The following is a 25,832-nucleotide window of genomic DNA, read 5'->3' on the forward strand; positions in this document are numbered from 1 at the left end:
CCCAGGTCACACCCGGTTTCCGGGGACCTGGGCCGAGTCGCGTCCGGGACACCTGGAGACCTGCCGCGCTACTCAGGAGCTGGGAGGAGGACCGGGTCGGGGGCGGTCGGCCACAGCAGCCACCCGCCACCCGATGTGAGATCCGGCGAGTAGCCCAACGCGACCTCGCCCAGCCGCTCCCAGGACCGGGTCCTCGGGTCGTAGGCGAGCAGCGGTACAGGGCCGGGGGCCCCACCCTCGAGGAACCCGTACTCGTAGCCGTGCGTCGGGTAGAGGATGACCCGTCGGCGCACCGGGTCCCAGACGATCGCCTGGCTGCCGGGGGAACCCTCGTACTCCTCGATCGCCGGCAGCCCCGGATCGGGCAGCGGCGTCCACTCGTCGGTGTCGGGATCCCAGCTCCATCCCGAGTAGCCCCAGACGACGAGCGCCTCCCCCGTCCACGTGATGCTCGGATCGTACGGTCCGTCGCCATCCGGGAGCTCCGGCAGGTCCGTCCACACGTCGCTGACGGGGTCGTAGCGAGCGCCGGCGAGCGCGTCCTCGCGACCCCCCGGTGGCCAGGTCCTCCATCCTCCCCAGACGACGAGCTCCTCGCCGGTCCACGCGATCTCGGGTTGGCGGTGCAGCCCGTGCGGAGCGCCGTCGATGTCTCGCCACGTGTCGGTGGCCGGGTCGTAGGCCGCGACGAAGGTCTCCACTCCGTCGTCACCCGACACGACGAGCATCTCGGACCCGGTCCACACCGATGCGGGGTACCGGCTCACCTCCATGCGTTCTCGCGCGATCAACGACTCGGGCGGGTCGGCGAGACGTCGCCACGTCCCGGATGCCGGGTCGTAGGCCGCAGCGGTCGCGAGGGCCGGAACGCCACCGGTCGACAGGGTGTTCCCGCAGCACACGATGAGCTCGATGCCCGTCCACACGCCCGTCGCTCCCGAGCGCCCGGGAACCGGAGCAGCTGGGATGGGGGAGATCTCACCGGTCGAGGGTTCGAACGCCCAGCCGTCGTTCGGGGTGGTCGTCTCCGTCCCGGCCTCGCCGCCCCACACGAGGTACTGCGTTCCGGTCCACGCCGTCGCGGCGAAGGACCGAGAGGAGGGGTCGGCCGATCCGCCGCTCGCGGCAGCGATCTCGTAGGTGATCGTGATCGCCTCGGCGTGCTGCTCCGCCGGCGAGTCGGCGCCTCCCACGCTGTACTCGACGATCTTGTCGTAGCGGAAGGTGCCGTACCCCCCGGGCACCAGGCCGGGAAGATCTCGCGCCGCCCACCACTCCTGGACGATCGTCTCGCCTGGCTCCGCGCGGTACGAGCGCAGGTCGTGGTTGCAGTGCCCGAGGACGAGAGGCGCATCCGGACCGTCATCCTGACGGAGGTACCCACAGCCCGGTTCGGCCACCATGAGGGCAGGGGGCTCGCCGAGCGCGAGCGACGTCCTGTTGTCATCGATGCGGACGATCCGGTCGGACGTGTTCGTCAGGCGGAGGTCGTGTGCGAACCAGCCGTGCTCTGACGCCACGGGCGCTCCGACCTCGATCCTGAGGCCCGGCAGCTCGACGGGGTCGACCGAGATCGTGATCCGCGCATCACCGATCGTCGCCGACGACGAGGGGGCGAACGGGGCCTCGTCGTCATCGCCGTCGCCCGGGGTCGGCGCCACCGTCGTGCTCACGTCCGTCACGACCGCCACCCTGCCGTCGTCGTCCGGACGCACGAACGAGTAGACCGCGACGACGGCGACCGCCACGACCGCAGCACCTGCGCCGGCGAGCGTCGCACGTCGCCGTGCCCGCCGGCGGAGGCGCTCGTCGATCGAGCGGCGAGCCGCGTCGAGGTCGACCGGTGGCGTGCGGACGGTCGCACCGCCCAGCAGTTCATCGACGCCCATCGGAGACTCCTTCGGCATCGTCGGTGAGCATGGCGGCGAGGGCGGTTCGTCCTCGGTGGAGGTGGACCCGCACGGTCGACTCGGCGCACCCGAGGGTCTCGGCGACCTCCGCGGCGGGCCACCCGAGCAGGTGGTGGAGGACGACGGCGGCGCGCTGGCGCGCAGGAAGGCGCGAGAGCGCACGATCCAGGTCGACCCGATCCGTGACCGACTCCGCGATCCCCGTCGACGGCGATGGCAGGCCCCAGGGGCGGCGCCGGCGGGTGGCGTGACGGACGGCGTCACGGATCGCCACGCGGCGCACCCATGCCCCGGGCCGATCGAACCGCCGGACCGTCTCCCAGCGCACCGACGCCTTCACGAACGCCTCCTGCACGATCGCCTCGGCGTCGCCCACGTCTGCGACGATCGGGAACACGGCGCGCACGAGGGACGAGTACTCCACCTGGAAGAGCTCCTCGAAGTCCGCGTCCGGTCCAGCCATCGACCTACACAGTGATCCGGAGGCCGGTTCGTTTACACGCACCCAGGACGGCGCGCCCGCCACACGCCGACGTCAGCCTCGGCGCCGCAGCTCCCCGATGCGGTGCCGCGCGCTGCGCACGAGGGCGCCCGCGAGCTGGCGCGCCGCCGCCTTGACCCCACGGACCGCTGGCGACGTGGGCTCTGACTGCTCCAGGGCGCGGACGCGGTCGCGCTCGTCGCTGAGCGCCTGGGTCAGCAGCTGCAGCGACGTCGGCGGGTAGTACGAGCCGGCGTCGCCTGCGGCAGCCTCGCGACGCTCCTCCTCGGCCGACCAGGTCGCCAGCTGCTCGGTCTCGGCCAACACGTCGTGGCGCGGACGGGCCAGGAAGAACGCGAACAGGTTGTGCTCGGGGTGGGCGGCGGTGAACACCCGATCGTGGTCGAGGACCAGCCGCACCCACTCGTCGGTCTCGTCGTGGGGTCGGGCGTGGAGCCGGGCGTTGTGCGTGAGCAGGAGGTAGGCGATCGCGCCGCCGAGGTCCTCCCACTGCTCGACCTCGAAGTACCGCCGGACGGTCTCCTCGATGAGCTCGGAGTGGACCGCCTCGGTCGGGTCGTCGACGAGCATCGTCGGGAGGTGCGGGTAGGTCATCTCCTGCCGCAGGTGCTCGGGCAGCAGGAGGTTGACCTGGTGGGCGGCCTCCCAGACCTCCCAGGGGTACTGGTTGCGGTGCGGGCCGACGTAGTCGAAGCCGACGAGCGTGCCGCCGGGCTCGAGGCGCTCACAGAGGCCGCGCACCACCCGGTCGATGTGGGCGACGTGGTGGAGGGCGGCGTGGTCGACGACGAGGTCGAACGGACCCCGGTGGAACTCGGCGCGGTTCGTGTCGGCCTGCTCGTAGGTGATCGGCAGTCCCTCCTCGGCCGCGGCGGATCGTGCCGCCTCCACGAGGTCGGGCAGGTACTCGATGCCGTGGGCCGACTCGACCACACCGAGCCGGACGAGGTCGCGCTCCACCCACCCGTTCCCGACGTTCAGGCTGAGCGCCGCCCGGTAGGGCGCGCCGCGGTGCTCGAGCGTGCGGTGCATCCACGTCCGGTCGGCGTGGCCGCTCATCCGCGTGTGGAGGTGCTCCACGACGGCCGGGAGGTCGTTCCAGTAGGCCCCCGAGTAGTAGACGGCGGAGTCGACGGGGACCACGGGCGAGGACATCGGCCACGAGCGTAGAGCGGCGGCGGGACCGGTCGCCCTAGGGACCCTCGATGCAGGGTCCCTGGCCGAGGCGCCACAGGCCGGCGCGATCGCCCGAGCCGGGCTCGACCACCCCGAGGTTGTCGTGGTGCATCAGCTGGCTCGGGTCGTCCACGTGGTCGAGGCCGAGCACGTGGCCGAGCTCGTGCATGACCACCGCGCGGACCAGGCTCCGCCCGTCGTCCTCCTCGTCGAGCACGTCGGCGAGCTCCGGACCGTCCAGGGCGACCTGGCCGGTCAGGAAGACCTCGACCTTGCCGCCGACCCCGCGACCCTGGCTCGTGCTGCCGCCGATGCCGATCGTCCGACCGTCGAGCAGGGGCGTCTCCTCGGGATCGGACCAGGCGATGAGGACCGGCGACCAGACGAGGGTGATGTCCGACGGCGCGCGAGAGGTCTCGCCCTCGATGACCAGCTCCAGGCCGGTGAGCTCCGCCATGACGTCGACCGCCTCCTCGACCACGCCCTCGGCGCCGGGCGGCATGGTGCGCGGGTTGACCTCGATCCTGATGGGGCGACAGGAGCTGTAGGTGACCGGCGCGCGGCCGTCGGCCTGGAGAGCGACGAACTCGTAGGACGACGCGCTGTCGGCGTGCTCCGCGGGCGGACCGACGACGAAGCGGATCCACTCCCCCGGACCGACCACCACGCCGACCACGACGATCACGGCGATGGCCAGGGAACGCCGCCGGTTCCGCGTCGGCGACGGGGCCACCTGTTCGCTCCACGGTCGGGTCGACCCGCCCTGCCACTCGTCGTCGTGACCCATCCGCACCATCATCGGCCAGGAGGCGGGACGTGTGAGTCCGACGGGAGAGACGATGTCGCGAACCGATCGCACCCTGCCGGACTAGAGGGACATGTGCGAACGCGACGTGTGGCGGAGACGACCGTGAGCGACCCGCTCGACGACATCGGCCAGATGGTGGACGAACACGGGCCGGCCGTGTACCGGTACCTGGCGAGACGGGTCGGTGGCCAGGCGGCCGAGGATCTGACCGCCGACGTGCTGTGCGCCGCGGTGGCAGGGGCCCACACCTACGACCCCGCCCGTGGGAGCCCGATCGCGTGGCTCATGGGCATCGCCACGAACGCCCTGACCCGCCACTGGCGGACCGAGCAGCGACAGCTCGAGGTGGTCAGCCGCCTGGGTGCAGACCCGCTGCGGCGTCCGACGGTCGACGCGCCGGATCGCCACGCCGCAGGGTCCGACGACCTCCGTGCCGTCGCCAGGGTGCTGGCAACCCTCCCCGATGGCGAGCGGGAGGCACTCCTGCTCTTCGCCTGGGCCGACCTGCCCTACGGGGACGTGGCCGCGGCTCTCGGCATCCCGATCGGCACCGTGCGGTCCCGCATCGCCCGGGCCCGCAGCCGACTGCGCGTCGAGCTCGACGTGCCTGACCGCCCCAGCGACGACACCGACGCCGTGCACGACACGGGAGGCTCCAATGACTGACGAGCTCGACATCCTCCGCTCCTTCCGCGCCGACGTCACCGGGCCCGACACCGACACGATGGCGCGCATCCGCACCGCCGTCGCCGAGCGGACGACCGCTGCGGGTGGCCCCCGGACGGCGGGCACCCCGGACGACGCGATCACGTCCGGCGAGGCGCCCGACCTGATCTACGTGCTCCCCAGCGACGGGTCCTCACGATGCCGCCGCCCGTGGCCAGCCCTCGTGGCCGCCGCGGCGGCTCTGCTCATCCTCGCCGGGATCGTCACCTGGTCGACCCAGGGCGACGACCCCTCGGATGGCGGCATCGCCGACACGACGGGGTCGCTCGCACCACTCGGCCTCGACCCCGCACCCGACGGGTACGTCCTGCGCCAGGTCGTCCCGCCCTCCGCCGAGCCGGCACCGGACGAGGACCGCACCGGCACGTGGACCTTCTACGGACCGGACGCGCCCGACGACGCGCCACCACACGGCATCGCCGTGGGGAGGGCGGGCGCCGTCGAGGACGGCTTCGGCCTCGACGAGCGGGACGATCCCGACGCGACGCGGGTCGAGGTGGGCGACGGGATCGGGCTCCTCCACCTCTCGGACGGCGAACCCGTCCTCGAGGTCGAGCGCGACGGCGAGCTGTACGCCCTCATGGGCCGCAACGTGGACACCCAGACGCTGCTCGAGGCTGCTGCCACGGTGTCCATCGACGACGGGCGTCGCGCTGTCCTCGACGTCTCCCGTCTGCCGAACGGGTGGCGGGAACACGGCCACGTCGCGCCGGCCCGCTCGAGGGGGACCGTGGTCTACGCAGGGGGCGGTGCCGCCGCGGACCCGCTCGTCGTCATCTCGTGGGAGCCCGGCGGCGCAGAGCGCCTGGAGCTCATGCGCTTCCTCGTCGACGAGACCGCAGGCGACTGCGCACCGTGCCCGGCCGTCGACGGCCACCCCACCGTCGCCGGCTCGTCGGCCTTCGCCGAGGCACAGGGGGCCGACGTCGTCGCCTACCTCTCATGGGCGGCCGGCGGGCGCGTGGTGTCGATCACCGGGCACGGAACGACGCTCGGCGACCTCTACACCGTGGCGGCGTCGCTCGCCGAGACGACGTGGGACGAGCTCGAGGCGGCGATGGTGCCCTTCGACTCGGACGACGGCTCGCAGCCGCAGGAGCCATAGCCGTCAGCCGGCACCGCCCCACAACCGGAGCAGCTCGACGGCCAGCTCGTCGGGACGCTCCTCGGGGAAGAACAGCTTCGCCCCGTCGAGCTCGACGACCCGCTCGCACCCGGGGATCGTGTCCCGCAGCCAGTGGGCCCACTCGACGTCGAAGAAGACGTCGTCGGTGCCCCAGACGACGAGCGTCGGCGCCGTGAGCGATCGCAGCTGCGGCTCGATCTCGACCGTCTGGCTGTTGTCGTGGGTTTCGGTGAACCAGCGCTCGAGGTTCGCCGTGGACTCGGCGGTGGCGAACAGCGGCCCGAGGTACGTGCGCACGGTCTCGGCGTCGAGCCGCTCCGGGTGCTCGCAGGCGACGGCGAAGCCGGCCCGGGCGACCTCGACGTCGGCGAGCATCTGCGCACCGAGGTCGGGCAGCCCGCCGGCGGCGACGAGCTCCTGGATCGAGCCGAGCGCCGCCGGCGGCCAGTTGTCGTGGACGTCGCAGTTCGTGAGGCTCAAGGTGCGGATCCGCTCGGGGTGACGGGCGGCGAAGATCTGGCAGATCCCGCCCCCGCTGTCGTTGCCGACGAGGTCGACCTGGTCGAGTCCGAGGGCGTCGCACACGCCGAGGAGCATCTCGGCCTGGCTGCGGAACGACAGGTCCTGGTCCGCCGCGATCCGCGTGTCGCCGTGGCCGAGCAGGTCGACGGCGACGCAGCGACGCACCGCCGCCACGCGGTCGATCACGTGGCGCCAGAGGTGCCCGTTGAGGAAGACCCCGTGGACGAACAGCGCGACGGGCGCGTCGCCTCCGGTGTCCGTGTAGGCGATCTCCCCCTGATCGGTCGTGACGTGCTGCACCGTGCGTCCCATGTCCCGTCCTCCGTCGACGTCGTCGTGAGAGGAGCACGGTGACGGAGGCGGAGACGAGAGGCGATGACCTGCGACGTCAAGGCGTCGCAGCGCGCGAGCGCCGGTCGCGTGTCGTGGGTCACACTGTGGAGGTGATCGACCACTTCCGCGCCGCCTGGGACGAGATCCTCGCCCCCGGGACCATGTTCGAGATGACCGAGACGGAGGTCCGAGGCATCCCCATGCGGGTCTTCGCCGCGGCCCCGCCGTCGATGCGCTCGGTCTGGGAGCTCACGGCGGGCTACGCCGACCGCACCTACGTCGTGTTCGAGGACGAGCGCTACACCTACGCCGACATCGACGCCCGCGTGCGGGCCCTGGCCCACGTGCTGCGCGAGCAGCACGGCGTCGGCTCCGGCGACCGCGTCGCCATCGCGATGCGCAACTACCCGGAGTGGGTCATCAGCTACTGGGCCATCCTCGCCACCGGCGCCGCCGCCGTCGGCATGAACGCGTGGTGGACCGGCCCCGAGATGCAGTACGCCCTCGGAGACTCGCAGCCGAAGGTGCTCATCGCCGACGGCGAGCGGGTCGAGCGGGTCCTGCCCATGCTCGACGAGCTGCGGGCCGGCGCGCCGCTCCACCTCATCACGACCCGCCACGACGGCGAGCTGCCCGCCGGCGCCGACCGCTGGGACGACGTCGTCGACCCGTCGACCGCGCCGGACACCTTGCCCGAGGCGGACATCGACCCGGATGACGACGCCACGATCTTCTACACGTCGGGCACCACCGGCTTCCCGAAGGGCGCCCAGCTCACCCACCGCGGGTGCGTGCACAACCTGATGCACATCATCGCCATGGGCCAGATCGCCGGCGCCGCGGTGCAGAAGGCCGCCGAGGCCGCGGGCGAGCCCGCACCCGATCCGGCCGCGCAGGGCCCCGCAGGGTCGCCGGTGATCATGGCGCCGACGCCGCTGTTCCACGTCACCGCGAACAACTGCCTGCTGCACCCGGCCACCATCGGCGGCGGGACGATCGTCCTCACCTACAAGTGGGACCCGGGCCGCGCGCTCGAGCTCATCGAACGGGAGAAGGTCACCAACTTCAGCGGCGTCCCGACGATGAGCCGCGAGCTGCTCACCCACCCCGACTGGTCCACCCGCGACACGTCGTCCATCGCAGCGATGGGCGGCGGCGGCGCACCGATGCCCCGCGACCTCGTCGGCAAGATCGGCACGTCGTTGAAGAGCGGTGCGCCGTCGACGGGCTACGGCCTCACAGAGACGTGCGGCATCGTCACCGGCAACTCCGGGGCGACCTACCTGGCGAAGCCGGAGTCCGCAGGGCCGATCGTGCCGACGCTCGACGCCAAGGTGGTCGACGAGGAGGACCGGGAGGTCGCACCCGGCGAGCCGGGCCGCCTGCTCGTCCGCGGGCCGATCGTCATCAAGGGCTACCTCAACAAGCCGGAGGCGACTGCCGAGTCGATCCGCGACGGGTGGTTCGACACCGGCGACATCGCCCGGCTCGACGAAGACGGCTTCGTCTACATCGTCGACCGTGCCAAGGACATGGTCCTCCGCGGCGGCGAGAACGTGTACTGCTCCGAGGTCGAGGCCGCGATCTACGAGCTCGACGGCATCGCAGAGGTGGCGGTGTTCGGCGTGCCCGACGAGCGCCTGGGCGAGGAGGTCGCGGCGGCCGTGGTGCTCGCGCCCGGGACCGACATGGACGCCGACGGCCTGCGCGCCGCGCTGAAGGACCGCATCGCGAACCACAAGATCCCCGCGCACGTGTGGTTCCTCGACGAGCAGCTCCCCCGCAACGCCAACGGCAAGTTCGTGAAGCGGGAGCTGCGGGACCGCCTCGTCGCGGAGATGGCGTAGGTCGGTATCACGGGCCGCCGCCTGGGCTCAGGTGCTCACGACGGTCGGCCCGGCGCCGATCAGGACACCTGACCCTACGAACGACGCGCCACGACGGCGCAGAAGGATCGACCACATGCGGGCACGGGTACGACACCTCACGATCGCCGGCGCGGCCGGCGCGATGCTCCTCGCGGGAGCGTGCGGCGAGGCGGCGGAGCGGGTGGGCGAGAACGCCCTCGAGGCAGCGATCGAATCGGAGTCCGGCGCCGACGTCGACCTGAACCTCGACGACGACGGGGCGATCAGCGTCGAGACCGAGGACGGCTCGTTCAGCATGGGCCAGACGGAGATCCCCGACGACTGGCCGTCCGACGTGCCGCTGCCGCCGGACCTCGAGACGCAGACGGTCTCGCAGCAGAGCGACGCCACGTCCGGGGAGGCCACGACGCTGGTGATGGGAACGACGGGGCTCGAGCCCGCGCAGGTCGCCGAGCTCTACGCCGACGCCCTCTCCGGCTGGGACGAGACCGTCAACAGCACGACCTCCGCCGACGGATCCACCACCGTCAACATCGGGTTCGAGCGGCCCGACCGCGACTCCGTCGTCGTCATGGCGACCAACGACGGGACCGGCACCTTCGTCACCGTCATGTACGGCATCCAGACGCCGTGATCGGCCGGCCCCGGGGGTGACCCCGGGGCCTACACTTCGTCCGCGCCCACGCTCAGGGGGCGCGGTGCCCAGCATCCGAGGGGAGGTGCGGTGCGCGATCCGGACGACACCGGCGACGGCGGCACCGGCACGGGCTCCGCGCTGTTCCAGCAGCTCCGCCTGGCCCTCGACGCCGGTGGGCTCGGCACGTGGCGATCCGACCTCCGCACCGGGCACATCTCCTGGGACGAGCGGCTCGAACGCATCTTCGGGCTCGACCCCGGCACGTTCGACGGCACGACCGACATGTGGATGGAGCGGGTGCACCCCGACGACCGCTCCCGGATCCTGCTCGAGCTCGGTGACGACGCCCCGCACCCGGGGCCGTTCACCGTGCGCCACCGCGTCGTGTGGCCCGACGGCACCGAGCGCTGGATCGAGGGCTGGGTCCAGGCCGTCGTCGAGGACGACGAGGTCGTCGGGACGATCGGCTGCGCGCGCGACGTCACCCGGGACGTCGTCGCCGAGGCCGCGCAGCGGGCGCAGGTGGCCTACCTGGAGCGGGTGGCCGATGCCGAGCGGCTCAACCGCGAGCGACTCGAGTTCCTGCTGCAGATCAACGACGCGCTCTCCCACGCCTCGACGGTGCAGGAGGTCATGCGACGGGTCACCCGCGCCGCCGTCCCCCGCCTCGGCGACTGGTGCTTCATCCACGTCCTCCCCTACGAGGGGGCGACGACGGCGCTCATCGACGCCGCCCACAGCGACCCCGAGATGGTCGAGTCGGCCGCGCGCCTCGCCGACCGCATGGCCTACGACCTCGACGCCACGTGGGGCGCGAGCGCGGTGATCCGGGTCGGGCGCCCGGAGTTCTTCCCCCAGCTCGACGTCACCCGGATCAAGGGGATCAGCGACAACGCCCGGCGGATCCTCATGAGCATGGGCCTCCGCAGCTCGATCGTCGTGCCGATCAAGCTGGGTGACCGCACCTACGGGGCGATCACCTTCCTCATGACGTTCGGCAGCCGCCCCTACAGCGAGCAGGACCTCATGCTCGCCGAGTCGGTCGCCGGACGTGTCGCCCTGGCCCTCGAGAACCTCGACCTCGTCGCCCGCCAGGTCGAGATCGCCCAGGTGCTCCAGGAGAGCCTGCTGCCCGGACGGCTCCCGACGATCCCGCACGTCGAGCTGGCGGTCCGGTACACGCCCGGCGGTGAGGGCACGGAGGTCGGCGGCGACTTCTACGACGTCTTCGAGCTCGACGACGAGCGCGCGTGGGGGATCGCCGTCGGTGACGTCTGCGGCCAGGGCCCGCTCGCCGCCGCGCTCACCGGGCTGGCCCGCCACACGATCCGCTCGGCGGCGTGGCGGGATGACGACCCGGGCACCGTCCTCGAGCGGCTCAACGAGGCCGTCTTCCGGTCCGAGACCGACTCGTTCTGCACGGCCGTGTACGGCGTGCTCGACGCCGTGGACCGTCGGCTGCGCCTGGCGCTCGGCGGACACCCGCTCCCCATCCTCGTACGACCCGACGGCTCGGCCGAGCAGGTCGGCAGCCCGGGGCTGCTCATCGGGGCGTTCGAGGAGGCGCGCACCTCACGGTTCGACGTCGACCTGCCCTCCGGCTCGTTCCTCGTGCTCTACACCGACGGGGTCACCGACGTGCCGCCGCCGCACGAGCTGAGCCCCGAGCGCTGGGCCGAGATCGTCGGGACGAGCGCCCGGAGCGCACGGTCGGCCGACCACCTCGCCGACCTGCTCGTCGACGCCCTCGATGCGCTGCGCCCGGCCCGGGCCCTGCGCGACGACGTCGCGCTCCTGGTGCTGCGCTCGGTGTGAGCGTCAGCCGACGAGCAGATCCTGGACGGTCTGGCCGCCGGGGCCGTCGAGGGTGAGCCGGTAGCGGTAGGGGCCGATCGCACCAGCGGGCACGCACGCCGACTCACGTCCGCTGACGGGCCGCGGCCCGGCGGTGAGGCCGGCACCCGACAGCGACGCCGTGTCGGCACCGTCGGTTGCCCAGATGAGGTCGACGGTCTCGCCGGCACAGGTGGAGTCGGGGACGACCCGCCCCGAGAAGCGGATGATCGTCGGCGGTGGCGGTGCGGGCTCCGTCGGATCGGTGGTCCCGGGCGGCGGCGCCGGCGGTGCCTCTGGTGCCGACGGCGGAACGGACGGTGGCGCGGGCTCCGTCGGCTGAGGCGACGGTGGGGCGATGGTCGAGGCCGTCGTGGGCGGCGCGGCGGTCGTCGACGTCGTCGCCTCGGTGGTCGGCGCCTCGTCGGTGGTGGTGGAGGACGACGGGACCGTCGTGGCGAGGGCCTGCTCGCCGTCGAGCGCCACCTGGTCGGTGCCGTCGCCCACGGCGTCGGCGATCGCGACCAGCGCCCCCACGACGACGACGGCGGCGATGATCGCCATCAGCACCCGCGTGCGCGCCTGGTGGGGTGGGCGCCCGCCGTCGGTCGGAGGCTCGGCGTCGGCGTCGGGCGCGCCGTCGTCGCCCGACCCGGCCGAGGCGGACCCGTCCATCGGCACGCCGGAGCCGGCGAGGGCCGCGGCCACGTCCGCCTTCAGGAGCGGACCGGCGACGGCGAGCGGGACCGCTGCGAACATCGCGGTCGGCGAGAGCCGCAGGTCCTGGCGCTCCTCGCAGTCGACGCAGGCACCAGCGTGGCGATCGATCGCCTTGGCGGCCGCAGGACCGAACGTGTCGATCCCCTGGGCCGCCAGCACGCCACGCAGCTCCGGGCACGCCGGGGCGCCGCCGCTCCACAGGACCCACGCCCGGATGGCGGCGCCGAGGCGCGCCTTCAGGCGGAACAGCACCTGGTGGGCGTTGTTGGTGGTGACGCCGAGCGCCTCGGCGATCTCGGCCGGGCCGAGGTCGTGGCGCAGGTGCAGGTCGAGGACGCTGGCGTCGCGCTCGCCGAGCGCCGCCGAGGCCGCCCACACCAGGTCGATGTCCTCGGCCCGGGCCGCCGCGACGGACGCGTCGGCGTCGCCACCGCTGCGGTCGATCACCGCGACCGTCTCCTCGTCGCCGAGGGCGACGGATCGCCGCTCCCGCTCGAGCCGGTTGAGCGATCGGTTGCGCGACGTGCGCAGCAGCCAGCCTCCGAACGACTCCGGCCGTTCGAGCCGGGCCAGCTGCTGCCAGGCCACGAGGAACACGTCCTGGCTGACCTCCGCGGCCAGCTCGCGGTCGTGGAGGATGCGGTGCGACACGTCGAAGACACGATCGAACCAGCGGTCGAACAGGACGCCGAAGGCGTCCGGGTCCCCGTCCCTCGCCGCGAGGACGAGGTGGACGTCGTCGAGGCCACGCGTCGCCATCGCTGCACAGTCGATCACAGGATGGTGACCGGCGTCCCCAGCGGGAGCAGGTCGTTGAGGGTGGCCGCGACGTCGTTGGGCACCCGCACGCAGCCGTGGGAGACCGCCTGGCCGATGCTCGACGGGTCGTTCGTCCCGTGGATGCCGATCTGGCCGTCGCCGCCGGCGAACTCGGTGATGACGTCGGAGTGGCCGGACAGGCCGAAGGCGAACGGCCCGTAGGGGCCGTCGGCGGCGCCGGTGTCGAGCTTGTCGACGACCGAGAACCGGCCGGTGGGCGTCGGCGACTCGTCGCTGCCGACCGCGATCGGCGTCTCGAGGACGACCACGCCGGCGTCGAGGACGGTGAGGGTCCGCGCCGTCAGATCGACGACGACCTCGTGGTCGACCGTGTGGAGGTCCATCCCGTCGAGTCGGATCCAGCCCGTCGAGCCGTTGGGCCGCGTCGGGAGGAGGACCTCGAGCCAGCCGTCGACGGCGGACTCCACGAGCAGGGCCCGGGCCGAGCCGAACTCGGTGGTCGCGGGCAACGTCTGGACGGGCGTGGCGTCACCAGGGGCGGCGAACACCTCGACGGCCGCAGCGGTGCGGGCGACGACGACCGGGGAGGCCGGGCTCTCGCCGTCGTCGGCGACGGCGGCAGCGCTCGGCGTGGCATCCGGAGCGATCGACGTCGTCGACGCGTCCGGCGAGGTGGGGGCGCTCGTCGACGCGGCGGTCGACGACCCGGCGGGCCCGCCGCACGCCCCCGCCACGACGGTGACGGAGGCGAGCAGCAGGGCGAGCAGGTGGGTGCGGGTGCGGGACATGGTGCAGGTCACCTCGCCCTCAGCCCGTGAAGTCCGGGCGGCCCGAGACGGTGTCGCCCCGGGGATCGACCTCGGCCTGGCCGCCGCCACCGCCCTGGTCGCCGGGCTCGCCGGGATCGCCGGGCTCACCCGGATCGGGGCAGCCGATGCCGAGCAGCTGGCAGGGGTCCTCGGGCTGGGTCGGGTTGACGAAGTCGTCGGCCGCGCCGGCGCCGGGGAACGGGTGCGGATCCGGGTCGCCCGGATCGGTCGGCGGGAGGGTGAAGCCGCCGGGACCGTCGGGGGCGGGCGGGGTCAGGGCGTGGGCGGAGGTGGCGGGGACGAGCGTCCCGAGGACGAGGCCGGCGGCCACGAGGGCGGCACGGCGGCGGGAGTTGGAGGGGCGGGTGGTGGTCGTGCGGCGCATTCGGTCAGCTCCTTGGTCGGTCGCCGGGGTTCCGGCGTCTCGACCGTCCTGACCGACGGGCGCACGATCTCTTACACGTCCTCCGGAGAAATCTCAGACGTCGAGCGAGGAGAGGTCCGGCGGCACGTCGACGGCGTGCTCGCGCAGCACCTCGAGGGGCACCAGCTCCAGGACGCGGGCGTTGGTGGCGGCGAGCACGACCGGCGCGGCGACACCGTCCTGGTGCGCCCGCAGCCAGTTGCGTGCCGTCACGCACCAGCGGTCGCCGGGACGCAGGCCCGGGAACCGGTAGGCGGGCATCGGGGTGCTGAGGTCGTTCCCGATGCTGCGCTGGTGCTCGAGGAACTCCGCGGACACGACGGCGCAGATCGTGTGCGAACCGAGGTCCTCGGGACCGGTGCTGCAGCACCCGTCGCGGAAGAACCCCGTCATCGGCTCCGTGCCGCACGGTTCGAGCTCCTCCCCCAGCACGTTGCGCTCGGGCGGGCGGGTGGGCTCCGTCGGATCGCTCATCTGGCCATCTTGGCCCCTCGGCCCGGGGCGGCGTCCGCGGCGAGGGGTGTGGCTGGCACCACCACCGGACGCATGGTGGTGCTGTCGTCCCCGGACCGCGAGGAGGCGCACGCTGCCGAGGTCATCGCAGGAGCGGAGGGCACCGAGCCCTCGCCCGACCCCAGGAGCACCCGTGAGCACGATCCTCGATCCCGTCACCGACCTCGACACCACCGACACCCCGAGCACCACCGGGCGGCCACGCTGGCCGCTGTTCGGCGCCCTCGCCGGCGTCACCGCGCTCGCCGCGGCGTTCACCGGCATGCCCGCCGACCTCACCGAGGAGGACTGGTCGAGCGGCCCGGAGGTCCTCGACCTGCTCGACCGCGGCAACTACCACGTCGCCTTCATCCTCGGGCTGGTGTCGGTCGCCGCCCTCCTCATCACCGCGTCGGCGTGGCGTCGCTGGGCCGAGCGGAACGCCCCCGACGACCTCGCCGCCCGCACCATCCCCACCGCGCTGGCCGCCACGGCGGCCATGAACATCCTCGGCTACTCGCTGATGGGTTCCATGGCCCTCTACCTGCCGGGCGGCGTCGACGAGGGCTGGCTCTCCCGAGAGGCCATGTTCGTCAACTTCACGCTCCTCGACTTCGGGGTGCTCCTCGGCTGGTGGGGCGGGCTCGTCGCCGCCGGATGCGTCGCCTCGCTCGCCTTCCGCAAGGATCGGGTCCTGCCCCGCTGGATGGGCGTGGCATCCGTCCTGCTCATGCTGCCGCCCGTGGCGATGGCGCTGATCATGGCCCTGCCCGGGATGCCCGGCTTCACGATGCCGATCTGGCTCACAGTGGTCAGCGTCGGCATGGTGCTCAGCCGCACCGCTGCCCGCCGTTAGCGTTCCGCAGATGCCGATCCGCGTCGTGCTCGCCGACGACCACGCCCTCCTGCGTCAGGGGATCGAGCGGCTCCTCGCCGCCGACCCCGACGTGGAGGTCGTCGCCGTCGCGGCCTCCCTCGACGAGGCACGGGGCGCCGTACGCCGCGAGCAGCCCGACGTGGTCGTCACCGACATCCGCATGCCGCCCACCTCCACCGACGAGGGCATCCGCCTGGCCGCCGAGCTGCGCGCCGAGCGCCCCGACTGCGGCGTCGTCGTCCTGTCCCAGTACGTCGAGGCCGCCTACGCGCTGGCCCTGCTGGCCGACGGCGCCGCCGGCCGGTCCTACCTGCTGAAGGAGCGGGTCGCCGACGCCGAGGAGCTGCTCACCGCCGTGCGGGCGGTCGCGTCGGGCGGCAGCCACATCGACCCGCAGGTCGTCGAGCACCTGGTGGCCTCCAACCGCGCCGCGTCGTCCTCCGCCCTCGACCGGCTCACGCCTCGCGAGACCGAGGTGCTCGGCGAGATGGCCCGCGGCAAGTCCAACGCCGCCATCGCCGCCTCGCTCGTCCTCTCCGAGCGCGCGGTCGAGAAGCACACCAACTCGATCTTCTCGAAGCTCGGGCTGTCCGAGGAGCGCGAGCTCAACCGGCGGGTCGCCGCCGTGCTCGCCTACCTCCACGACCACCGGGTCGACCGATGAGCGGGGGTGGGGCGGCCGTCGTCCGCACGATCATCGTCGACGACCAGGAGCCCTTCCTCGCCGCCGCCGGCGCCGTCGTCGACCGCACGCCGGGGTTCGAGGTCGTGGGACGGGCGACCGACGGCCACGCCGCCCTCGCCCTCGTCGACGAGCTCTCCCCCGACCTGGTCGTGATGGACGTGCGGATGCCCGGGCTCGACGGCATCGGTGCGGCGCAGGAGATGGCTCGGCGGCCGCACGCCCCGATCGTCATCCTCGTCTCGAGCCACGCCCGAGCCGACCTGCCCGCCGAGCTCGAGCGGACGGGCGCCACCTACCTCCACAAGGAGGAGCTGCTCCCCGCCCGCCTGACCGAGGTCTGGGAGCGGCACGGTCGTACGCTCGGCGCATGATCCGCGTCACGGGCTTCGACCACCTGGTCCTCAACGTCGCCGACGTCGAGCGCTCGCTCGCCTGGTACACCGAGGAGCTCGGCCTGCCCGGCGATCGCGTCGACCGGTGGCGGCGGGGCGAGGTGCCGTTCCCCTCGGTGCGCGTCGACGACAGGACGATCATCGACCTGCTGCAGAGCGAGCGCCACGACGCCAACGTCGACCACCTCTGCCTCGTCGTCGAGCCGACCGACCTCGCGGCGGTGGCGGCATCCGGGCGCTTCGACGTCGTCGACGGCCCGGCCACCCGCTACGGCGCCCAGGGCGACGGCACCTCGCTCTACGTGCGTGACCCCGACGGCAACGTCGTCGAGCTGCGCCACTACTGAGGCGACCGGCGTGGGCACCGTCGTCTTCCTCCACGCCCACCCCGACGACGAGGCGATCTTCACCGGCGGCACGATGGCGCTGCTGGCCGCCGCGGGCCACCGGGTGGTCCACGTGGTCGCCACCGGCGGCGAGCTCGGCCTGGCGCCTCCGGGGCTCGACATGGCGGCGACCGAGGTCGGCCGTCACCGGCGCGAGGAGACCGAGGCGGCGGCCGAGATCCTCGGCATCGGGCGGCTCGAGTGGTTGGGCTTCGCCGACTCGGGCATGGCCGGCGACCCGGCGAACCACGCCCCGGGGTCGTTCTGGGCGGCCGACCTCGAGGAGGCGGCCGAGCGGCTCGCGCTCATCCTGCGCGAGGAGTCAGCCGACGCCCTGGTCGCCTACGACGACGTCGGCATCTACCACCACCCCGACCACGTCCAGGTCCACCGGGTGGGCCACCGCGCTGCGACCCTCGCCGGGGTGGGGACCGTGTACGACGCCACGGTCGATCGCGAACACCTCCACTTCGTCGAGACGCACCTCGTGGAGGAGGCGATCCTCGCCGGCGACCTCGGCCTGGCCCGCTCGCACATCGGGGCGCCATCGGTGCTGATCGACCGGGTGGTCGACGTCCGGGAGGTCCTGGCCGTGAAGCGAGCCGCCATGGCGGCGCACGCCAGCCAGATCCCCGAGACGACGTCGGCGCTCCGGCTGCCGACGCACCACTTCGCCGACGTCTACGGGTGGGAGTGGTACGTCCGCCACGGCCCGCCCGGCCCGATCGACCACCTCTGACCGGCCCGGGGTGGTGGGGAGGAGTGAAGCGGCGGGAGCGGGGTACGAGGAGCCGGGCGCCCGGGTCGGCCGGGCAGCGCAAGGGGACCGGACATGATCGACCTCACGACCGCGGCGTCGGCGAACGGGCAGGCCATCGTGATGGGCGGTGACACGCCGATCGGGCGGGCCGTCGCCATCGAGCTGGCCCTGCAGGGCATGGACGTCGGCATCACGTGGTGCGACGACGAGTCGTGCGCGAAGGAGGTCGTCGCCGAGGTCCGGGCGACCGGTCGCTGGTGCGAGCGTCGCCGCCTCGACGTCGGCGCCCTCGGCAGCGACACAGGAGCCCTCGACGTCGTCGACGACCTCGCAGCGGCCCTCGGCGGCCTCACCGCCCTCGTCACGATCACCACCGAGCCCGAGCCCACCGACGCGATGGACCTCGTTCCCGCCCAGTGGCGCGCCGGCATCGACGGCCTGCTGCTCGGGCCGCTCATCGTGGCTCAGAGGGCCGCCCGCCAGATGATCGACCGGCGCGTCGCGGGCCGCATCATCCACGTCACCGGCGCCCAGGAGCAGTCGACCGCAGCGGGCGAGGCGGTCACCTGCGCGGCCCGCAACGGGCTGGCGGCGGCATCACGGGTGATGGCCGTCGAGCTCGCTCCCCACGGCATCACCGTCAACACCGTGGCACCGGGCGAGGTGGCTGCTCCAGCCATCGGGCAGCACGGCGTCGACCCGTGGGACGCGTCCCGACCGGGGGTCCCCGCAGGGCGAGCCGCCGGCGCGCACGAGGTCGCGCACGCCGTCGTCTTCCTCGCCGGGCCCGCAGCGGACTACGTCACCGGCACGTCCCTCGTCGTCGACGGTGGGCTCTCGGCGGTCGGGACCCGGCACCTCGAACGACCGGCCTCGCTCAGCGGCCTGTAACCCCGACTCACCCCTCCCGGAGCACGTCGCGCGGCGCCGCGTCACCGGCGCGGCGGCCCGGGGGGTACGCCAGCAACGGCGCCACGACGAGGGTGAGGACGATCGCCACGACGACCGATGCCGGGAGCGCCACGTCGGCCTCGACCCCCGCCCCGCGCGCCGCCTCGCCCCAGGCCAGGCGGCCGACCGCCCAGCCCAGGGGGGCGCCGACCACGACGGCGATCACCGCAGTGGCCCCGGCCATGGCCACGACGACGAGCCGGACGTGTCGACGCTCGGCACCGAGCACGCGGACGACGGCGAGATCCACCCGACGCGTCTGGGCACCCACCCACACCCCGTGGGTGAGCGCCGCGACGCCCACGGCCACGAGGAAGCCGGCGAGGGCCGGCGGAAGGACATCCAGGTCAGCGAGGTCGCGGACGGCTCGCGGCTGCTCGCGCACGCTGATCTCGTACCGCTCGGCCAGGGCGGCGGCCAGAGCCCCGGCGTCCTCGCCGGGAGCGGCGACGACCAGGGCCTCGCGGAAGAGCTGCACCTCGGCGAGCAGCTCCATCGCCGGGCCGTCGACGAGCACCGAACGACCGAGCTGCTCCCCGCCGAGCGGCGGGCCGACCCCGATGCCGACGACCCTGAGGACCCGGTCGCCGACGGGCAGGTCGTCGCCGACCGACGCGTCCTCGGCCGCCGCGACGTGGAGGCCGAGGACGATCTCGTCGGTGCCGCGCGGCAGCCGCCCCTCGACCATCGTCCAGCTCGGGGCTCCCCGCAGCTCGCCCAGGCCGTAGCCCTGTACCTCCGTGCCGCCCACCGCCAGCGCGGCGCTCGTCAGCTCGGTGACGCCGCCGACGCGCGGATCGGCGCTCAGGTCGGCGAGCACGGCGTCGGTGACGTCGACGACCGCCACGTCGGCACCCCAGCCCCAGCGCGCCGGCTCGTCGAGGAGCCGGCCGAGGCTCGCGCCGACGACGAGGGACGCGACGAGCCCGGCGACCGCCACCATCGCCCCGGCCACCGAGGCACCAGCCGTGACCCGCGAGCCGGCGCCGGCCCGCGAGAGGGCGAACGTCGCCCCGAGGAGCGTCCAACCGCCCCGTCGGGGTGCGAGCCGACGCGCGCGTGACGATGCGACAGCTCCGCTGCCCGACCTTCGACGTCCGGCTCGGCGGGCGGTCCGCTCGCCGAGCGCCAGGACGACGACGCCGACCAGGACGGCACCGCCCGCGACGAGTGGCAGGTCCAGGCGCCACCCGGGCGACGGCTCCATCCGACGGACGGCACCGGGGGGATCGAGTCCGGCGCCGAGGGCGGCGACCGTCGCGGCCACGACGATCGCCAGGAGCGCAGCGGGAACGAGCGGCAGCACCCGTGCCGCGGACCGCTCCGCCGAGGTGAGGCCGAGGGCGGACTCGACCTCCTGGTCGGCGGCGGTGCGTGCGTGGTGGCGCATCAGCGACTGCCAGGCGACGACCAGGCTGGACAGCGACGCCACGACCACCGCGACACCGAGCCCGGCGACGAGCACCCCGGTCGAGCGCGCCGCATCCCGGGTCCCCTCGAGCGGGTCGATGACGGCGACCGGAGGCAGCTCCTCGGCTCCAGGCGGGCGCTCGGCGTCGGCCGCGAGATCGTCGAGCGCCTGCTCGAACGCAGGACGCACGCCGGCCTCGTCGGCGAGATCGACGTACACGTCGCGACCCGCGACCGCCTCCTCCAGCCGCTCGGCGAGCGCCGTCGACGCGACGACCGGCGTCCCCGCCATGACCCCGGAGGGGACGCGTCCGATGCCGGCGATCCGCACCTCGACCTCCGGGCCGTCCGGGTCGCCGAACCCGACGTCGAACTGCGCGACCTCCTCGGGTTCCAGGTAGGCGAGGTGCAGCGAGTCGCCGACCTCGACCTCGAGGGCGTCCGCCACGTCCTCGATCACCACGACCTCGTCGGGGCCGGTCGCCACACGGCCGTCGATGACGACCGGTCGGAGGAGCTCACCGCCGCCCTGCGGCAGGAAGGTGCCCAGGTAGACGAACCCTCGACCCTCGACGCGGGCGACGGCGATGCCGCCCACGACCGCACGCTCGACGCCGGGGAGGCCCGGCACGTCCTCGGCGACGCCCTCGCCGAAGACCTGGAGCCGCAGGTCGCCGGGAGCGACGGCCGCGACCAGGCGATCCGAGGCCGTCGCCGTGCGCCGGAGGACTGCTGCCCCCGTGACGAGGCACCCACCGGCGAGGCCCGCCAGCACACCGAGGAGCACGATCCCCCGCCAGTGGCGGATCCACTCACGGCGGGCGATCGCGCGGAGCGCGCCCCAGGCCACCTCAGCCTCCCACCGGGGTGTCGACGTCGAAGCGGACGTCGACGCGCGTGCCCCCGCCGGGCGCGGCGGCCCAGGTGATCCGCCCACCGACGGCACCGACCCGATCGGCCATGTTCATCAGCCCGTGGCCGGCGACGACCGCCCCCGGATCGAAGCCGGGGCCGTCGTCCTCCACCGCGAGCACCAGCTGCCCGTCGCCGGCGTCGACGATGGTGACGCGCACCGACGCCGTCGGCGCGTGCTTGGCGACGTTCTGGAGCGCCTCGACGCAGCAGAAGTAGGCCGCGGCCTCCACCTCCGACGGGTACCGACGCACGCCGTCGGTCGACATCGACACGGGTGCGGGCGACCGATCGGCTGCGGCGCGCACCGCCTCGACCAGACCGGCGTCCATCAGCAGCGGCGGGTAGATCCCGTGGGCGAGGTTCCGCAGGTCGGCGATCGCCTCCCGCAGCTCGGCGCCGAGCGTGCCGAGGACCTCGGGTGTGGCCGCGGGGTCCTCGGAGATCGTCTGCTCCGCCAGCCGCAGGTGCACCGCCAGGGCGACGAGCCGCTGCTGGGCCCCGTCGTGGAGGTCGCGCTCGATGCGGCGGCGCTCCGCGTCGGCCGCAGTCACCAGCCGGACCCGGGAGGCACGCAGCTCCTCGTTCGTGCGGCGCAGGTCGGCGAGCGTCGTCTGGAGGGTCGCGTCGAGCACCCGGTTGTGCAGGACGACCCCGAGGCGGTCGCCGAGATCGGCCAGCAGCGCGTCCTCCGCCGGGGTGAAGCGGGCGGCGGTCGGTCGTGCCAGGACCACCAGCGCGAGCACGACGTCCTCGTGGGTGACGGGCACGGCGCGCACCTCGTCGTCGGCGACGTCGACGAGGACGGCGGGCAACCAGAGCTCGAGCCACGCCCTCCCCACCACGCCGGCCCCGCGCAACGCACGCAGCGTCGGGGCGTCGAGCCCGACCGAGGGGCCCGGCGCGGTGGCGCCGGGGACGACCGCGGCGAGGACGAGCTCGCCCGCCGTCCCGGCCTGCCAGACCGCGACGCGGCGGGCCGCGAACCCGTGGCGCACCGCGGCGGCGAGCTCCACGACCACCTCCGACTCACCCAGCTCGCCGCGCGACCCGGCGACGGTCCGGACGATGCGGTCCGTGGCTCGGAGCCCGCCGGTCCCCCCACGCCGTGCCGCCTCGCGAGCCACCCGGCGCGCCGGGCGCCACGTGGCGGCGCCGACCCCCGTCGCCACGAGGACCGGCGCCACACCCCACCCCTCGCGACCGGGCAGCTCACCGGCGACGAGCGCGGCCGCGGCGAGAGCGGTCGCACCGACGGCGCCGGCGGCCAGCAGCGACGCGCCCCCGCCGATCAGCACGTCGAGCACGCGCCGGTTCACGCCCGCTCCTCGCCGCTCGTGATCCGGCCGTCGCGCATCTGCAGGATGCGGTCGGCACGCGCCGCGACGTCGGCGTCGTGGGTGACGGCGACGATCGTCTGCCCGTCGCGGTGCAGACGGGAGAGGAGGTCCATCACCTCGGCGCTGGAGTCGCTGTCGAGGGCGCCCGTGGGCTCGTCGGCCAGGACCACCGTCGGTCGGTTGACGAGCGCCCGAGCGATCGCGAGCCGCTGGCGGAGCCCGCCCGACAGCGCCGCCGGCGGTGCGTCCGCCTTGTCGAGGAGTCCCAGGAGGTCGAGCACCTCGTGGGCCGCGGCGTCGGCCCGTCGACGTGACGCGCCGGCGACCAGCGCTGCGAGGGCCACGTTGTCGTGGGCGCTCATCCCGTCGATCAGGTGGAAGAACTGGAAGACGATGCCGACGTGGCGGCGCCGGTGCCGAGCCAGCGCGTCGGCGTCCATGTGGTCGAGCACCACGCCCGCCACCTCGACCGAGCCGGCGTCGGGGCGCTCGAGCCCGGCGATCACGTCGAGCAGCGTGGACTTGCCCGAGCCCGACGGGCCCATGACCGCCACCATCTCGCCGGCACGGACCTCGAGGTCCACGCCACGGAGCGCCCGCACCGGCGCGGTGGTCGGGTCGAACGTGCGGCGCACGTCGCGCACGGCGACGACCGGGACACCGGCGGCAGGATCGGGGAGCGAGGAGGTGGTCATGGCGGGTCCAGGGCTCGAGGTGGCGCACAGCGAAGCACATCGGCACCTCCCCGGGACGGAACCCGAGGAGGTGCCACGGCTCAGCTGACGGTGATCGTGTGCTGCATGCCCTCCATGAAGTGCGGGGGCCCGTCCTCACCCCCACCCACGGGGATGAAGCACACGAGGTAGTAGGTGCCGGGCTCGAGGTCGACGGCGGCGTAGCTGGTCGTGCCCGGAGCGCCGAAGGCGACGCCGGTGAAGGTGAGGTCCGCCATCGCCTCCTCGCCCCGCTCCATCAGCTCGGGGAACGGCACGGGGTCGACCCCGTCGTTCAGCCGGAACAGCACCATCTCGTGCTCCTCGACGCCCTCGTTCGTCATCGCGAAGCTGGTGCGACCGGCGCGGAGCTCGGTCGGGACGCCCTCGTAGGCGTAGTCGACCGCCGTGACGTCGACCGGGGCCAGGTCGCAGTCGTCGTGGACCTTCTGGCCGAGCGTCGCCTGGGCGTCGACCACGTCGTCGGACTCCAGCGCCGACGGGTCGCCCGTCTCGGCGATCTCCTCGAACGCCGTGGCGAGGGTCGACGCCGCGGCGCCGAGCTCGTCGTCGCCGTCGAAGGCGCCGGCGAACGCCTCGCCGATCGGGACGAGGGTGTCCTCGGCGAAGGCCGGGAAGGCGTCGGGCTCCTCCGGGGCGGCCCCGAAGGCCGCGCCGAGGTCGACAGCGGCGTCGCACACCGCGGACGGTGCGGCGACGGTGCGGGCCTCGGCCGTGTCGTCGTCGTCGCTGCACCCGGCGAGCGAGGCGGTGAGGACGAGGGCGGCGCCGGCGAGCAGGGCGGTGCGCGCGGGGATGCGGTGCATGGGGTGGTTCCTCCGAGAGGTCGTGGGGGGACCTGCTCAGAGGACCGCATCGGGCACGTCGCCGGAATGTCACCACCATGTGGACCGGGGGTGGTGGTGGCCACACCCCCGTCGGTCACATCGGCGTCTGCTGGTGCAGCGCGAGGCGCCACTCGCCGTCGCGCCGCACGTAGGTGCTGGCGATCAGCGCCTGGTACTCGGGCTGGAAGTCCCGGCGGGCCTGCACCCGGTAGGTGAGCACGGCGGCGTCGTCGCCGAGCGCCAGCGCCTGCGGGTTGCGGATCTGGAACCACGACCACGGCTGGCCGTCCATGCCGTCGAGCGCCTTGTCGTGGGTGAGGAGCCCGACCTGCGGGAGCAGCATCACCGCGTCGTCGGTGAGCACCTGGGCGTAGAAGCGCCGGCCGGTCCCCTCCTTCAGGGCGTCCCACCCCGCGGTCTCGAGGGCGAGCAGTGCGTCCTTCAGCTCATCCATGCTCCCCATCCTGCACCAGACCGCCCGTCGGTAACCTCGTCGGATGCCCGACGCGCGGCCGTTCGAGGTCATCTGCGAGATCGAGCCGGCGACCCGTCCCGACCTGACCCGGGTGCGGCACCAGATCGGCGTGCTGAGCGGCGTGGCCGACGGGTTCCTCGTGCCCGACAACCACATCGGGCGGGCCACCGTCTCGTCGATCGCCGTGGCCCACGAGGTGGAGCGGATGGGCGGCCGGGCCATCGCCTGCGTCAACGCCCGCGACCGCAACCTGCTCGGCTTCCGGCGGGACCTCCTCACCGCCGCGGCCTACGACGTCGCCGACTTCCTCTTCGTCTACGGCGACGACCCGACGACGGGTCGCCGCACGGGCCAGCTCACCGTCCGCTCGATGATCGAGGAGGTCCGGACGTTCTCGGACTCGCTCCCCGGACCGGGCCCCGCGATGCGCGCCGCCGTCACGACCGGCCTGCGGCCCCTCCCCTCGTGGAAGGCCGCCGCCGACGCCCTCTACGTGCAGGTGACCTGGTCGCTCGACGAGCTCGCCCGGTGGCGGGAGACGGTCGACTTCGACGGCCCCGTCTACGCCGGGGTGATGGTCCTCGCCAGCGCGTCGATGGCCCGCAAGCTCGGCGCCGACGTGCCCCAGCTGGCCGCCCCCGACGACTGGGTCGAGGCGGTGGAGCGCGACCCCGCCGCAGGCGTCGAGCTGGCCTGCCGGCACCTGCTCGACATCCGCGACCACGGGGGCTTCGCCGGTGTGCACCTCGTCCCGGTGTCGCGGTACCGGGAGACCGCGGCGCACCTCGAGCCCCTCCTCGGGCGCCGGCCGCGCCGCTGAGCCGCGTGCTGCGACCACCGGCTCCGCTCGTCCTCGCCTCGGCGTCGCCCCGACGCCTCGACCTGCTCCGACAGGCGGGGGTCGAGCCCGCCGTCGAGCCGGCCGACGTCGACGAGACCTCTCCCCCGGGAGCGACCCCGGAGTCGCTGGCGGTCGGTCTCGCACGGACCAAGGCGCAGGAGGTGGCGGCCGGCCACGCGGGCGAGGACCTCGTCGTGCTCGGCGCCGACACCGTGGTCGTCGTCGACGGGCGCATCCTCGGCAAGCCCACGGACGCCGACGACGCTGCCCGCATGCTGTCCGCGCTGTCCGGACGGACCCACCACGTGGTCACCGGGGTCGCCCTGGTCGACGCGCGCACCGGCCGGACCGTCGACGGACTGGCCCGCACCGACGTGCGCATGCGCCACCTCGACGCCGAGGAGGTCGCGGCCTACGTCGCCACCGGCGAGCCGCTCGACAAGGCCGGCGCCTACGGCATCCAGGGCCTCGCCGCCGTGTTCGTCGAGGGGATCGAGGGCGACTACACGAACGTCGTCGGCCTCCCGCTCCCCCTCGTCGACGTCCTCCTCCGCCAGCTCGACGGGCCGGCGTAGC

General features: G+C 73.8%; 27 protein-coding genes. 13 read left to right on the top strand and 14 right to left on the bottom strand.

Annotated elements, in window-relative coordinates:
• Positions 1-68: 68 nt before the first annotated feature.
• The 4 genes from GH723_RS17835 to GH723_RS17850 form a co-directional block, all read right to left on the bottom strand.
• A complete protein-coding gene (locus GH723_RS17835; protein WP_153760909.1) occupies positions 69-1,889 on the bottom strand; it encodes a Kelch repeat-containing protein in 1,821 nt (606 codons plus the stop codon).
• Complete coding sequence (locus GH723_RS17840; protein ID WP_153760910.1) at positions 1,876-2,373, bottom strand: RNA polymerase sigma factor; 498 nt, start codon at positions 2,371-2,373, stop codon at positions 1,876-1,878. The genes GH723_RS17835 and GH723_RS17840 overlap by 14 nt, the downstream gene beginning before the upstream one ends.
• A gap of 72 nt (positions 2,374-2,445) precedes the next feature.
• Positions 2,446-3,567, bottom strand: coding sequence for a class I SAM-dependent methyltransferase (locus GH723_RS17845; protein WP_153760911.1), 1,122 nt, complete (start codon positions 3,565-3,567; stop codon positions 2,446-2,448).
• A gap of 37 nt (positions 3,568-3,604) precedes the next feature.
• A complete protein-coding gene (locus GH723_RS17850; RefSeq protein ID WP_195210410.1) occupies positions 3,605-4,375 on the bottom strand; it encodes a matrixin family metalloprotease in 771 nt (256 codons plus the stop codon).
• 123 nt (positions 4,376-4,498) lie between these two features.
• Between GH723_RS17850 and GH723_RS17855 the strand changes: the two genes are divergently transcribed.
• Both GH723_RS17855 and GH723_RS17860 read left to right on the top strand, forming a co-directional pair.
• Positions 4,499-5,062 (top strand): RNA polymerase sigma factor, encoded by a 564-nt coding sequence (locus tag GH723_RS17855; protein WP_153760913.1) that lies wholly within the window; start codon positions 4,499-4,501, stop codon positions 5,060-5,062.
• A complete protein-coding gene (locus GH723_RS17860) occupies positions 5,055-6,227 on the top strand; it encodes a hypothetical protein (protein ID WP_153760914.1) in 1,173 nt (390 codons plus the stop codon). Before GH723_RS17855 ends, GH723_RS17860 begins: the two co-directional genes overlap by 8 nt.
• 3 nt (positions 6,228-6,230) lie before the next feature.
• On the opposite strand, the gene GH723_RS17865 is transcribed toward GH723_RS17860, so the two are convergent.
• On the bottom strand, positions 6,231-7,082 hold the full coding sequence (locus tag GH723_RS17865) for an alpha/beta fold hydrolase (protein ID WP_153760915.1): 852 nt from the start codon (positions 7,080-7,082) through the stop codon (positions 6,231-6,233).
• Between the two features lie 131 nt (positions 7,083-7,213).
• Here GH723_RS17865 and GH723_RS17870 point away from each other — a divergent pair, with 131 nt between their 5' ends.
• The 3 genes from GH723_RS17870 (at position 7,214) to GH723_RS17880 (ending at position 11,423) form a co-directional block, all read left to right on the top strand.
• A complete protein-coding gene (locus GH723_RS17870; protein ID WP_153760916.1) occupies positions 7,214-8,950 on the top strand; it encodes a class I adenylate-forming enzyme family protein in 1,737 nt (578 codons plus the stop codon).
• A 115-nt stretch (positions 8,951-9,065) separates the two neighbouring features.
• On the top strand, positions 9,066-9,605 hold the full coding sequence (locus GH723_RS17875; RefSeq protein WP_153760917.1) for a hypothetical protein: 540 nt from the start codon (positions 9,066-9,068) through the stop codon (positions 9,603-9,605).
• A gap of 90 nt (positions 9,606-9,695) precedes the next feature.
• On the top strand, positions 9,696-11,423 hold the full coding sequence (locus GH723_RS17880) for a SpoIIE family protein phosphatase (protein WP_153760918.1): 1,728 nt from the start codon (positions 9,696-9,698) through the stop codon (positions 11,421-11,423).
• Positions 11,424-11,426: 3 nt separating this feature from the next.
• Here GH723_RS17880 and GH723_RS17885 read toward each other — a convergent pair whose 3' ends face one another.
• From GH723_RS17885 to GH723_RS17900, 4 genes are all read right to left on the bottom strand, one after another.
• On the bottom strand, positions 11,427-12,920 hold the full coding sequence (locus GH723_RS17885) for an RNA polymerase sigma factor (RefSeq protein WP_153760919.1): 1,494 nt from the start codon (positions 12,918-12,920) through the stop codon (positions 11,427-11,429).
• Between the two features lie 14 nt (positions 12,921-12,934).
• Complete coding sequence (locus GH723_RS17890; protein WP_153760920.1) at positions 12,935-13,729, bottom strand: L,D-transpeptidase family protein; 795 nt, start codon at positions 13,727-13,729, stop codon at positions 12,935-12,937.
• A gap of 19 nt (positions 13,730-13,748) precedes the next feature.
• Positions 13,749-14,135, bottom strand: a complete 387-nt coding sequence (locus tag GH723_RS17895) for a hypothetical protein (RefSeq protein WP_153760921.1) — start codon at positions 14,133-14,135, stop codon at positions 13,749-13,751.
• Positions 14,136-14,228: 93 nt separating this feature from the next.
• The gene (locus GH723_RS17900; RefSeq protein WP_153760922.1) at positions 14,229-14,648 is read right to left on the bottom strand and encodes a DUF2237 family protein; all 420 of its coding nucleotides are present in this window, start codon (positions 14,646-14,648) and stop codon (positions 14,229-14,231) included.
• A 172-nt stretch (positions 14,649-14,820) separates the two neighbouring features.
• Here GH723_RS17900 and GH723_RS17905 point away from each other — a divergent pair, with 172 nt between their 5' ends.
• The 6 genes from GH723_RS17905 (at position 14,821) to GH723_RS17930 (ending at position 18,657) form a co-directional block, all read left to right on the top strand.
• On the top strand, positions 14,821-15,522 hold the full coding sequence (locus GH723_RS17905; protein WP_153760923.1) for a hypothetical protein: 702 nt from the start codon (positions 14,821-14,823) through the stop codon (positions 15,520-15,522).
• Between the two features lie 10 nt (positions 15,523-15,532).
• On the top strand, positions 15,533-16,207 hold the full coding sequence (locus GH723_RS17910) for a response regulator transcription factor (protein WP_153760924.1): 675 nt from the start codon (positions 15,533-15,535) through the stop codon (positions 16,205-16,207).
• Positions 16,204-16,599 carry a response regulator transcription factor gene (locus tag GH723_RS17915; RefSeq protein ID WP_153760925.1) on the top strand — a complete coding sequence of 132 codons (396 nt, stop codon included), beginning with the start codon at positions 16,204-16,206 and terminating at the stop codon, positions 16,597-16,599. Before GH723_RS17910 ends, GH723_RS17915 begins: the two co-directional genes overlap by 4 nt.
• On the top strand, positions 16,599-16,967 hold the full coding sequence (locus GH723_RS17920; protein WP_153761280.1) for a VOC family protein: 369 nt from the start codon (positions 16,599-16,601) through the stop codon (positions 16,965-16,967). The genes GH723_RS17915 and GH723_RS17920 overlap by 1 nt, the downstream gene beginning before the upstream one ends.
• A gap of 10 nt (positions 16,968-16,977) precedes the next feature.
• Complete coding sequence (locus GH723_RS17925) at positions 16,978-17,745, top strand: PIG-L family deacetylase (protein WP_153760926.1); 768 nt, start codon at positions 16,978-16,980, stop codon at positions 17,743-17,745.
• Positions 17,746-17,838: 93 nt separating this feature from the next.
• A complete protein-coding gene (locus GH723_RS17930) occupies positions 17,839-18,657 on the top strand; it encodes an SDR family oxidoreductase (RefSeq protein WP_153760927.1) in 819 nt (272 codons plus the stop codon).
• A gap of 7 nt (positions 18,658-18,664) precedes the next feature.
• Here the strand turns inward: GH723_RS17930 and GH723_RS17935 are convergent, their stop codons facing one another.
• The 5 genes from GH723_RS17935 to GH723_RS17955 all read right to left on the bottom strand — a co-directional run bounded on the left by GH723_RS17935 (position 18,665) and on the right by GH723_RS17955 (position 24,394).
• The gene (locus tag GH723_RS17935) at positions 18,665-20,977 is read right to left on the bottom strand and encodes an ABC transporter permease (RefSeq protein ID WP_153760928.1); all 2,313 of its coding nucleotides are present in this window, start codon (positions 20,975-20,977) and stop codon (positions 18,665-18,667) included.
• A 1-nt stretch (position 20,978) separates the two neighbouring features.
• Complete coding sequence (locus GH723_RS17940; protein WP_153760929.1) at positions 20,979-22,358, bottom strand: GAF domain-containing sensor histidine kinase; 1,380 nt, start codon at positions 22,356-22,358, stop codon at positions 20,979-20,981.
• The gene (locus GH723_RS17945) at positions 22,355-23,074 is read right to left on the bottom strand and encodes an ABC transporter ATP-binding protein (RefSeq protein WP_153760930.1); all 720 of its coding nucleotides are present in this window, start codon (positions 23,072-23,074) and stop codon (positions 22,355-22,357) included. The genes GH723_RS17940 and GH723_RS17945 overlap by 4 nt, the downstream gene beginning before the upstream one ends.
• 80 nt (positions 23,075-23,154) lie before the next feature.
• Positions 23,155-23,919: a hypothetical protein gene (locus tag GH723_RS17950; RefSeq protein ID WP_153760931.1), complete on the bottom strand. Its 765-nt coding sequence runs from the start codon at positions 23,917-23,919 to the stop codon at positions 23,155-23,157.
• A 115-nt stretch (positions 23,920-24,034) separates the two neighbouring features.
• A complete protein-coding gene (locus tag GH723_RS17955; protein ID WP_195210411.1) occupies positions 24,035-24,394 on the bottom strand; it encodes a nuclear transport factor 2 family protein in 360 nt (119 codons plus the stop codon).
• Between the two features lie 43 nt (positions 24,395-24,437).
• Between GH723_RS17955 and GH723_RS17960 the strand changes: the two genes are divergently transcribed.
• Together GH723_RS17960 and GH723_RS17965 are read left to right on the top strand one after the other, a co-directional pair.
• A complete protein-coding gene (locus GH723_RS17960; RefSeq protein WP_153760933.1) occupies positions 24,438-25,235 on the top strand; it encodes a methylenetetrahydrofolate reductase in 798 nt (265 codons plus the stop codon).
• Between the two features lie 5 nt (positions 25,236-25,240).
• Positions 25,241-25,831: a Maf family protein gene (locus GH723_RS17965; protein WP_153760934.1), complete on the top strand. Its 591-nt coding sequence runs from the start codon at positions 25,241-25,243 to the stop codon at positions 25,829-25,831.
• The last annotated feature ends 1 nt before the right edge of the window (position 25,832 follow it).

This window comes from Actinomarinicola tropica (assembly GCF_009650215.1).
Classification (GTDB): Bacteria; Actinomycetota; Acidimicrobiia; order Acidimicrobiales; family SKKL01; genus Actinomarinicola; species Actinomarinicola tropica.